The following is a 9,538-nucleotide window of genomic DNA, read 5'->3' as shown; positions in this document are numbered from 1 at the left end:
TTGGGACGTGGTGGAGCGTTACAGGTGGATGGGGGCAGGGAGTTTGGGGCGGAGTTTGAGGCGGAGTGCCAGAGGCGTGGGATCCGCCTTTCCGTGAGTCCGCCGCGCTGCCCGAAGGTGAACGGGTATGTGGAGCGGGCGCAGGGGGCCCACCGGTACGAGTTCTACGAGGCGTATGATCTACCCTGGACCGTCTCGGAGCTGCGCCCCCACCAGGCCTTGCAGGGGCGCACCCGCGGACGACCTTCGGGAGTACCACCCGGAGGTGGCACCCCGCCTTCAGGCTGTCTCACACGTGGTGAACCCGGACACTTCCTTGACACAGGGGGGGGCATTGCTATAATCGTCGGGGGTTTGGGCCCACGGACCCCCGGGCCGAAGCGGTTTGTGCCCTGAGGCGCGCGACGGGAGTGTGCCCACGTAGCTCAGGAGGCAGAGCGCGTCCTTGGTAAGGACGAGGTCACCGGTTCGAGTCCGGTCGTGGGCTCCAGCCAGGATTTCCAGTAAGGAGGATCTGTATGGCGAAGCCAAAGTTCGAGCGGAAGAAGCCCCACGTGAACATTGGAACCATCGGGCACGTGGACCACGGCAAGACCACCCTGACCGCGGCCATCACCCACGCCATGGCCCACTACGGCCTCGCGCAGCCGAAGGGGTACTATGACATCGACAACGCGCCGGAGGAGCGGGCCAGGGGGCTCACCATCAACATCAGCCACGTGGAGTACGAGACCGAGAAGCGCCACTATGCGCACGTGGACTGCCCGGGGCACGCGGACTACATCAAGAACATGATCACGGGCGCCGCACAGATGGATGGGGCCATTCTGGTGGTGAGCGCCGCGGACGGCCCCATGCCCCAGACCCGGGAGCACATCCTCTTAGCGCGGCAGGTCAACGTCCCCGCCATCGTGGTCTTCCTCAACAAGGTGGATATGGTGGACGACCCGGAGCTGCTGGAGCTGGTGGAGGTCGAGGTCCGGGACCTGCTGAACCGGTATGGGTTCCCCGGGGACGAAGTACCTGTGGTGAAGGGTTCCGCCCTCAAAGCCCTGGAGGCCCTGGAGGGCAACCCCAACCTCCGGAGAGGAGACGACCCTTGGGTGGACAGAATCTACGAGCTCATGGATGCGGTGGACAACTACATCCCGCTTCCCGTTCGAGATGTGGACAAGCCCTTCCTCATGAGCGTGGAGGACGTGTTCTCCATCACGGGTCGGGGAACCGTGGCCACGGGCCGGGTGGAGCGGGGCCGCATCAAGTTGGGTGAGGAAGTGGAGATCGTGGGGTTCCGGCCGGAGCCCCGGAAGACGGTGGTGACGGGCCTGGAGATGTTCCGGAAGGTCCTGGACGAGGCCGTGGCGGGGGACAACATCGGGGTCCTGCTGCGGGGTGTGGAGCGGGACGATGTGGAACGGGGAATGGTCATCGCGAAACCGGGAACCATCAAGCCCCATACGAAGTTCCTCGCGGAGGTGTACGTGCTCACCAAGGAGGAGGGGGGTCGGCACACTCCCTTCTTCAGCGGATACCGACCGCAGTTCTACTTCCGGACCACGGATGTCACGGGGACCATCAAGCTTCCCGCTGGGGTAGAGATGGTCATGCCCGGGGACAACGTGAACCTGGAGGTGGAGCTCATCGCCCCCATCGCCCTCGAAGAAGGACTGCGGTTCGCCATCCGCGAGGGCGGGAGGACCGTTGGGGCCGGGGTCGTGACCAAGATCCTGGAGTGATACCGCATGGCTCGGGAGATCATCACGCTCGCGTGTACGGTGTGCAAGCGGCGGAACTACGTGACCCAGAAGAACAAGAAGAACGATCCCGATCGGCTGGAGCTTCGGAAGTACTGCAGGTGGTGCCGCAGGCACACCCCACACCGGGAGACGAGGTAGTGCCATGCCCCTCCGGGAGCGGGATCGGGAGCTTCGACGTCGGCGTCACCGGCGGGAACGGATCCGGAAGCTACTGAAGCGCTTCCAGGCGGCCCAGAGCCGGGAGGAAAGGGAGCGGCTGGTCCAGAAGATGATCAAGCGGGCTCCCTGGCGGTACCAGGAGTTCCTTGCCCTCCTCCATTCCCCGTGATAGCATAGGAGCGGCCGCAGGGGCGTAGCTCGAACTGGCCAGAGCGCCGGTCTCCAAAACCGGAGGTTCCGGGTTCGAGTCCCGGCGCCCCTGCCAGCCTGTGGTTCTGTGCCGTGTACACCGGATGAGGGGGGAGATACGTGGAGGATCGGATCGGTTTCCTCTCCGAGGCCGAGATCGAGCAGATCGTCAAACTGGTGGAGATCCTGGAACGGTCCTCCTTTGACTTCCTGCAGCTGGAAGTCGGGGATCTGAAACTGACCATCAGCAAGGGCGGAAGGGTGGAGGAGCGGGAGGGGAAACCGGCTGGGGGATCCGGAGAACGGCCCCCGGCCCCTGTCCCTGCGGGATCCCCTTCGGTCTCTCCCCCCTCGGCAGACCTGAGGGAGAGCGCCAGGAGCGGAGCCGCGCTCAAGAGGGAGGAAGCCGCGGCGAGGAGGGAACAGGATGGCCCGGTGTCCCTCTCCACGGTCACCGCGGTGGAAGAGGCGGTGTTCATCCGCGCCCCTATTGTGGGCCGGTTCTATGCCCAGCCCGAGCCGGGGGCCCCTCCCTTCGTGACGGTGGGCAGCTTCGTGGAGGAGGACACCACCGTAGGCCTCATCGAGGTGATGAAGGTGTTCAACGCGGTGCGGGCAGGCGTGCGCGGGGTCATCGAGGAGATCCTCGTCCAGGACGGCCAGTTCGTGGAATTCGGTCAACCCCTGTTCCGCGTCCGTCCGGCCTGACCGGGGAGGGGAAGTGGGCCTTTCCCGGATCCTCATCGCAAACCGGGGGGAAATTGCGGTCCGGATCATCCGGGCCTGCCGCGCGCTGGGACTGGAGACGGTGCTCGCAGCTTCGGAGGTGGATCGGGAGACGCTCCCGGCCCGAATGGCGGACCGGGTGGTGTGCATCGGTCCCGCCAGCGCAGAGCGCAGCTATCTCAACATCGGAGCCATCGTCGCGGCCGCCCTCGGAACCGGGGCGGATGCCGTACATCCGGGGTATGGGTTCCTCGCGGAGTCAGCGGAGCTGGCAGAGGCCTGTGCGGAGTACGGGCTGGTGTTCGTAGGACCTCGGCCCGAGCAGATCCGGCTCATGGGCAACAAGCTGGAGGCCCGGCGGCTGGCGGAGCGGTGCGGGATACCGGTGCTCCCGGGGTCCGAGCCGGTCCGGTCCGCCCAGGAGGCGGTGCGGAGGGCGGAAGAGATCGGCTTCCCTGTGATGCTCAAGGCGGCCGCGGGGGGTGGAGGGAGGGGGATGAAGGTGGCGTATGACCCCCAAGAGCTGGAAGCCCACTTCGCGGCAGCTGCGGGGGAGGCCCGGGCGGCCTTCGGGGACGACACCCTGTACCTGGAGCGGTACGTGCCGCACGCCCGGCACGTGGAGGTCCAGATCCTTGCGGATGCCCACGGTACCGTGCTGCACCTGGGGGATCGGGACTGCTCCCTCCAGCGGCGGCATCAGAAAGTGGTCGAGGAAGCCCTCGCCCCAAACCTTTCCGATTCCCTGCGATCCGCCATTTGGCAGGCGGCGGTGACCCTCGCCCGATCCATGGGCTACCTGAATGCGGGGACCCTGGAGTTCCTGGTGGATGTGGAGGCGGAGCGGTTCTACTTCCTGGAGATGAACACCCGTATCCAGGTAGAGCATCCCGTGACGGAGGCGGTGACGGGGATAGACATCGTCCAGGAGCAGTTCCGGATCGCGGCCGGGGAGAAGCTGCGCTGGCGACAGGAGGAGATCTGGTTTGCAGGGCACGCCATCGAGTGCCGGGTGACCGCGGAGGACGCGAAGGAGGCTTTCCGGCCATCCCCGGGCCGGATCACCGTCTGGAATGCCCCAGCGGGACCGGGGATTCGGTTGGACACCCACTGTTTTGCGGGCTACGAGGTCCCTGTTTACTACGACTCCCTCCTCGGCAAGCTCATCGTGCACGGCCGGGACCGAGCAGAGGCCGTCCAGCGGATGCGGCAGGCGTTGGACGCCTTCCGGGTGGAGGGTATTGCCACCTCCCTCCCCTTCCTGCGCTTCGTGGTCTCCACCCCCGAGTTCCAGGAGGGCAAGGTGCACACGCGGCTGCTGGAGGGCCTCATCCGCCGGTGGCAGGGTGTGGGGGCGAGGGGTTAACGGCCCGGAGATCGGAGGGCTGCGGTGCCCTCCACCTTGGCCCGCAGGCCGTGGAGGTCGTAGGTCAGCTGTCCCGCCTCGAGCTTCCGGCGCAGATCCTGTTCCCGGGCTGCCCGGGCCCGGGCGGCCTGCACGACCTCCTGGAGGCGCTCCGCGGCAACCACCACTGCCCCATCTGCGTCCAGGACCACCCAGTCACCCGGACGGATCTGTGCCCCCCCCACCGTTACCGGCACGTTGATGGCGCCCACCACCTCCTTGGTGGCACCCCGGACGCTCACGTACCGGGTCCAGATGGGAAGACCCAGCTCGCGTAAAGCTTCCACATCCCGAACCGCGGCGTCCACCAGGAGTGCCACAGCTCCCCGCATCTTGGCCTGGATGGCAAGCAACTCCCCCACCAGGGCGACGGGTGCGGGCTCCGGCATGGTCAGCACGAGGACCTCTCCTGGCTGCACTTGGTCCATGACCGCGTGGACCATGAGGTTGTCGTCCTGACCACACAGAACCGTGCGCGCTGGTCCCGCAGCCCGGCTCCCGGGGATCACCGGGATCAGGGGAACCGCGATCAGCCCCCCGCGCCCGGAGGCTTCGTAGACAGTCGCAACCCCCAGCTCCGTCAGTTCCTTTGGATCCACCCTCGGGGACGCGCTCATAGAGCCTCCACCACGATGGGCAGGATGCGCTGGAAGGCTTCCGCGTACCGGATGTTGGACTTCCCAGAGAGGCGCCGGGCATGGTTGGCCCGCCGCACCGCCATGGCTCCGTAGTACTCCTGCAGGTACTTCTGGGAGGCCATGGCCTCCATGGCCTTTTGCTTGAGCTCGTACACGGGGGTGATGTCCAGGAAGGTGTCCGGGACGAACCCGCAGAGCTCCGGCTGGTGCGGCTCGAAGGCGAACACCCGAGGGGGAGGGACGGTACGGAAGGCGCTGGCTACTCCTGCCCCACTGGACAGCTGTCGGGCGCGCTCCGTGGCCTGGAAGGCCACCGCGTGATCGGGGTTCAGGGGATCCCGCTCCGCATGGGTGAGGACGCAGTCCGGCTCGAACTCCCGGAAGATCTCCGCGAGCCGCTCCAGGGCACTCCGGTCCACCTCCAGGGGGTAATCGCCGAGGTCGAGGCTCTGGAACCGAGCTCCCAGGATCTCCGCGGCCCGGCTTGCCTCCTCGTGCCGAATGGCCTTCACCCGCTCCAGGGTCTGTCCCGGTTCCCGCCACAGCTCCCCGGACTCCCCTCGCTCGCCGTAGGAGAGGGCTACCACCAGAGCACTTCCACCCCGGCTGGTCACGGTGGCAATGGCTCCTCCCGCACGCCACACGAAGTCCGCCGCGTGGGCGCTGACGACCAGAAGCCTGCGACTGGGCTCCACGGCACTCCTCCCTCAGGAAGGATTCCACGTCCACCGGACGCGGTCCATCTGGGCCGCCTGGTGCATGGCCTCGATTACCCGCTTGAGGTGGTGCCGCATGGCGGCCTCCGCGGCATCGGGGTCCCCGGTGGCTACCGCTTCCACGACGGCCCGGTGCTCCTCCAGGGATTCCCCGAGACGTCCGGGGAACAGCACGGTTCGGTAGCGGTACCGTACGTTCTGGACTTGCAGCATGTCTATGAGCCGGGCCGCGGTGGCGTGTCCGGCGATGCGGAGCAGGACGTGGTGGAGTTCGTGGTTGAGCTCCGAATAGCCCAAGGGGTCGCCCCGATCCCGGCAGACCTCCATGCGGCACAGGATCTCCCGGAGCTGCCGGAGGTCCTCGGGCGTCGCCCGACGGGCCGCGTATCGCACGGTCAGGCACTCCAGGGCCGCCCGGGCCTCCAGGATCTCCACCGCCTCCTGTTCGGTGACCAGCCGCACCCGGGCTCCCCGGTTGGGCTCCCGCTGCACGATTCCCTCCTGCTCCAGCCGTACCAGGGCCGTACGCACCGCGGCACGGCCGACCCCGAACGTCCGGGCCAGCTCCACCTCCACCAGCCGCTGGTTCGGCAACAGCCGCCCCTCCAGGATGGCACGGCGCAGGGCCTCGTAGCAGTAGTCCTCTGTCCGTTGCGGTCGGAGGCGGACTTTTCCCTGCTCCATCGCTAGGACTCTCCGTCCACGAGCCGCTGCGGGTTGCGCACCGCCATGATGCGGATCTCCTCCTCCGAGAAGCCCGCATCCAGGAGCCGATCCGCCATCAGGGCGAGGCCATCCTCTGGCGGAGGGGCGGTGGGTTGCCCGAGATCGCTGCTCAGCAAGGAGTGCTCCACGCCCACTTCCCGGATCCTAAAGCACAGTTCCTCCCAAGATATTTTCCCCGTGTTCGCGGTGGCAAAGCACCGTTCCAGCAGGGCTCCTTCCCGGGCCAGGAGGCGCTGGTCCTCCACGGGGAGGTCCTGAGTAGGGAAATCCGGGTGGGTGACGACCAGGCGGCGGATGCCCTCCTGCTTGGCGGCCTCCACCACCGCGAGGATCTCGTCGCGGCTCAGGTGTCCTGTGGCGAGGACAAGGTCGTGCCGGGCGATGGCCTGCAGGACCTCGCGGGTCTCGGGGAGCACCCGCCCGGACCCATCTACCACCCGCACGGGGTCGTAGGAGATCCCCTTTTGGCGCAGTTCCTCCTGGAGGCGGGCCCAGTAGGGGGCCCGCTCGGAGGTCCGCCCTTCCCGGTGAGCCCGGGCTTCGTTTTCCGCGTCCACGGTGGGCATCCAGACGATCCGAGCGCCCTCCCGCGCCGCGATCTCCACCGCCACGGGGTTCATGCCGCCCACCGAGGCGTTGAGGCAGAGGGCACCGAAGGCCCGAATGCCAGGGACCAGGAAGTTCACCAGACGTGCCCGGGCCGCGGTGGAGGTGTAGTGGGACTTGATGGCGAACCCCGCAAGCCCGCGCTGGAGGAATCCCCGGGCAGCCTCGATGTCGTTGCAGCGACGGGGGAGAGCATCTGGGCCGGTGTGCACGTGGAGGTCGTACGCGCCACGAACCACGGCCTGCGCACGTTCCGAGGGTTGCCGGATCTCCTCCCGCATGCGCCTCCCTCGCTGTTCCCCATGGCCGGGAGTTCTCTGACTTAAGGTACACAGAGCGTGGACAGATGGTCAACAGGTGTGTTGACAGGCTCGTAGGCATCCCCCTAGAGTGGGGGTGTCAGGTTTTCGCATCCTGTGGCGGAGGAGGGACCCATGAGCGAGCTGAGGATTCCCCCAAGCCCTCCCAGCTGTGATCTCGCCCACCTCGCCCACCTCGAGCTTCTCACGCCCAAGCTGGAGGAAAGTCTCCGGTTCTTCGTGGATGTGATGGGCATGACCATTACCGAGCGATCCGGAGACTCCGTGTATCTGCGAGGGTGGGACGACTACGCCCATCATACCTTGAAGCTCACGGCCGCGAGGCTGCCTGGGATGGGCCACTTCGCCTTCCGCGCCGCTAGTCCGGAGGCCCTCACCCGCCGGGTCCAGAGTCTGGAGCGTTCGGGCTACGGCGTGGGGTGGGTTGAAGGGGATCGGGGACACGGTCCCGCCTACCAGTTCCGTACTCCCGACGGCCATCTGGGAGAGGTCTTCTACGAGGTGGAGTGGTACCGGCCCACGGAGCAGACAAGGCCTGCGCTGAAGAACCAGGCTTCCCGGTTCCCCGCGCGGGGTGCCAATCTACGCCGGCTGGACCACATCAACCTCTTCGCCGCGGACGTACGGGCCACCCGGATCCTCTTCCAGGAGGCCCTGGGGTGCCGGCTCACGGAGATCATCATCTTCGACGATGGTTCGGAAAAAGGTGCGTGGGTGACCACGAACAACAAAGGCTATGAGGTGGCCATCACGGAGGACCAGACGGGAGCACGCGGCCGGTTCCACCACGTGTGCTATGCGGTGGACAGCCGGGAGGAGGTCCTGCGGGCTGCGGATATCTGCCTGGAGCACGGGATTTTCATCGAGTACGGACCCTATAAGCACGCGGTCCAGCAGACGTTTTTCCTCTATGTCTACGAGCCCGGTGGGAACCGGGTGGAGATCGGATGCCCGGGGGCCCGCCTGATCCTGGCCCCGGACTGGAAGCCCATCGTGTGGAGTGAGGCGGAGCGCAAGAAAGGGCAGGCTTGGGGGATGCCCACCGTGGCCACCTTCCACACCTACGGGACACCGCCCGTGGAGGTTGCGGTGCGCTGACCTAGGACGGTGTAGGGGATTCCGGTACACCCCTGGAGTGGGGGTTGGGCGAAGGGGGAGGGAGGTGGTGGAGCAGGATGCCGCAGCTGGTGGATCCCACGGGGAAGGTGGAGCGCACTCCCCGTTCCATAGCACCGCGGGCTCTGCGTTCCCTGGAGGGGCTCCGGGTGGGACTTGTGGACAGCGGGAAACGAAACGCGGATCGCTTCCTCCAGGCCCTGGGGGACCGGCTCCGGGAATGGGGCGTGTCGGAGATCCTCCTCCTCCGGAAACCGAACCCCACCCTCCCCGCCCCTCCGGAGCTCCTCGAGGAGCTCTCCGGGAAGTGTGCGTTCGTGGTGCACGGGGTCGGGGACTGAGGGGCCTGTGCCGCGGCCAGTGTGGCCGACGGAATCGCGTTGGAGGGGCGGGGCATCCCCACCGCGGTGGTGATTACGGAGGCCTTCAGTGGCATTGCGGACACCATGGCCCGGGACCTGGGAGTCCCGGGATATCCCTACGTGCTGATCCCGCACCCCATCAGCAGCCTTACCGCGGAGGAGCTCCGGGCTCGGGCGGAAGCGGCCCTGCCCGAGGTGGTGCGCCTGCTGGGGGGCGGAGAGAGACGTACCGACCGGGTGCCTGCTGCGGGTTCGGAGCGTCTGGTGGAAGAGGCCCCTTCTCCGAACGGCGAGCCCTCCCTGATCGAATCCTGCTATGCTCGGGGCTGGACGGACGGGTTCCCCGTGGTGCCTCCCACGGAAGCTCTCGTCCAGGCCTTCCTGGCTCAGGTGGATCGGGATCCGGAAGAGGTCATCTTGACACAAGAGCACCTGGGGCGAAGGTGTACGGTGCGATTGGCGGCCGCGAACGCGGTAATGGCGGGATGTAGGCCGGAGTACTTCCCCGTGGTTCTCGCAGCGCTGGAGGCGCTCCAGGAGCTCGTAGGGAACCGGGCGGTGCTCATGCCCCAGCACGGTCAGGCGGTCCTGGTGATCGTGAACGGCCCCATCCGGCACCAGCTGGCGTTCAACTGTAGGGACAATGTCCTGAGCCCCGGGGATCGGGCCAACGCCACCGTGGGCCGGGCGATCCGCCTGGTGATCCTGAACGCCCTGGGGATCCGGCCGCATGGGTACGACCAGAGCACCCAGGGTACTCCCGCCAAGTACAGCTTCTGCATCGCGGAGAACGAGGAGGAAAGCCCCTGGGAGCCCCT

Annotated in this window: 12 protein-coding genes and 2 tRNA genes; 10 read left to right on the top strand and 4 right to left on the bottom strand. The window is 67.1% G+C overall.

Annotated features, from left to right (window positions below):
- The first annotated feature begins 414 nt into the window (after window positions 1-414).
- From N0A24_12070 to N0A24_12040, 7 genes are all read left to right on the top strand, one after another.
- Window positions 415-490: transfer RNA gene (locus tag N0A24_12070), tRNA-Thr, on the top strand.
- A 28-nt stretch (window positions 491-518) separates the two neighbouring features.
- Window positions 519-1,736, top strand: a complete 1,218-nt coding sequence (gene tuf / locus N0A24_12065; protein MCS7174073.1) for an elongation factor Tu — start codon at window positions 519-521, stop codon at window positions 1,734-1,736.
- Between the two features lie 6 nt (window positions 1,737-1,742).
- Window positions 1,743-1,895: a 50S ribosomal protein L33 gene (gene rpmG, locus N0A24_12060; GenBank protein ID MCS7174072.1), complete on the top strand. Its 153-nt coding sequence runs from the start codon at window positions 1,743-1,745 to the stop codon at window positions 1,893-1,895.
- 4 nt (window positions 1,896-1,899) lie between these two features.
- Window positions 1,900-2,085 carry a hypothetical protein gene (locus tag N0A24_12055; protein MCS7174071.1) on the top strand — a complete coding sequence of 62 codons (186 nt, stop codon included), beginning with the start codon at window positions 1,900-1,902 and terminating at the stop codon, window positions 2,083-2,085.
- 18 nt (window positions 2,086-2,103) lie between these two features.
- Window positions 2,104-2,181: transfer RNA gene (locus N0A24_12050), tRNA-Trp, on the top strand.
- A gap of 44 nt (window positions 2,182-2,225) precedes the next feature.
- Entirely contained in the window at window positions 2,226-2,813 is a 588-nt protein-coding gene (locus tag N0A24_12045) for an acetyl-CoA carboxylase biotin carboxyl carrier protein subunit (protein MCS7174070.1), read from the top strand.
- Between the two features lie 13 nt (window positions 2,814-2,826).
- On the top strand, window positions 2,827-4,197 hold the full coding sequence (locus N0A24_12040) for an acetyl-CoA carboxylase biotin carboxylase subunit (GenBank protein ID MCS7174069.1): 1,371 nt from the start codon (window positions 2,827-2,829) through the stop codon (window positions 4,195-4,197).
- Here the strand turns inward: N0A24_12040 and N0A24_12035 are convergent.
- The 4 genes from N0A24_12035 to N0A24_12020 are packed head-to-tail and all read right to left on the bottom strand — an operon-like array spanning window position 4,194 to window position 7,203.
- Window positions 4,194-4,853 carry a 4-carboxy-4-hydroxy-2-oxoadipate aldolase/oxaloacetate decarboxylase gene (locus tag N0A24_12035; GenBank protein MCS7174068.1) on the bottom strand — a complete coding sequence of 220 codons (660 nt, stop codon included), beginning with the start codon at window positions 4,851-4,853 and terminating at the stop codon, window positions 4,194-4,196. The two genes, N0A24_12040 and N0A24_12035, sit on opposite strands and share 4 nt — an antisense overlap.
- Window positions 4,850-5,569 carry a PIG-L family deacetylase gene (locus N0A24_12030; GenBank protein MCS7174067.1) on the bottom strand — a complete coding sequence of 240 codons (720 nt, stop codon included), beginning with the start codon at window positions 5,567-5,569 and terminating at the stop codon, window positions 4,850-4,852. The genes N0A24_12035 and N0A24_12030 overlap by 4 nt, the downstream gene beginning before the upstream one ends.
- A gap of 12 nt (window positions 5,570-5,581) precedes the next feature.
- Entirely contained in the window at window positions 5,582-6,274 is a 693-nt protein-coding gene (locus N0A24_12025) for a GntR family transcriptional regulator (GenBank protein ID MCS7174066.1), read from the bottom strand.
- A 2-nt stretch (window positions 6,275-6,276) separates the two neighbouring features.
- Window positions 6,277-7,203, bottom strand: a complete 927-nt coding sequence (locus N0A24_12020; protein MCS7174065.1) for a DUF6282 family protein — start codon at window positions 7,201-7,203, stop codon at window positions 6,277-6,279.
- 153 nt (window positions 7,204-7,356) lie between these two features.
- Here N0A24_12020 and N0A24_12015 point away from each other — a divergent pair, with 153 nt between their 5' ends.
- The 3 genes from N0A24_12015 to N0A24_12005 form a co-directional block, all read left to right on the top strand.
- Entirely contained in the window at window positions 7,357-8,340 is a 984-nt protein-coding gene (locus N0A24_12015) for a catechol 2,3-dioxygenase (protein MCS7174064.1), read from the top strand.
- A gap of 77 nt (window positions 8,341-8,417) precedes the next feature.
- Window positions 8,418-8,699, top strand: coding sequence for a hypothetical protein (locus N0A24_12010; GenBank protein ID MCS7174063.1), 282 nt, complete (start codon window positions 8,418-8,420; stop codon window positions 8,697-8,699).
- A 21-nt stretch (window positions 8,700-8,720) separates the two neighbouring features.
- The coding region (locus N0A24_12005) for a hypothetical protein (GenBank protein MCS7174062.1) at window positions 8,721-9,538 on the top strand (818 nt) is incomplete at its 3' end.

Source organism: Armatimonadota bacterium (assembly GCA_025059775.1).
Taxonomy (GTDB): Bacteria; Sysuimicrobiota; Sysuimicrobiia; order Sysuimicrobiales; family Sysuimicrobiaceae; genus Sysuimicrobium.
The sequence above is the reverse complement of the archived record's forward strand: the minus strand, read 5'-3'. Positions and strand labels throughout refer to the sequence as shown.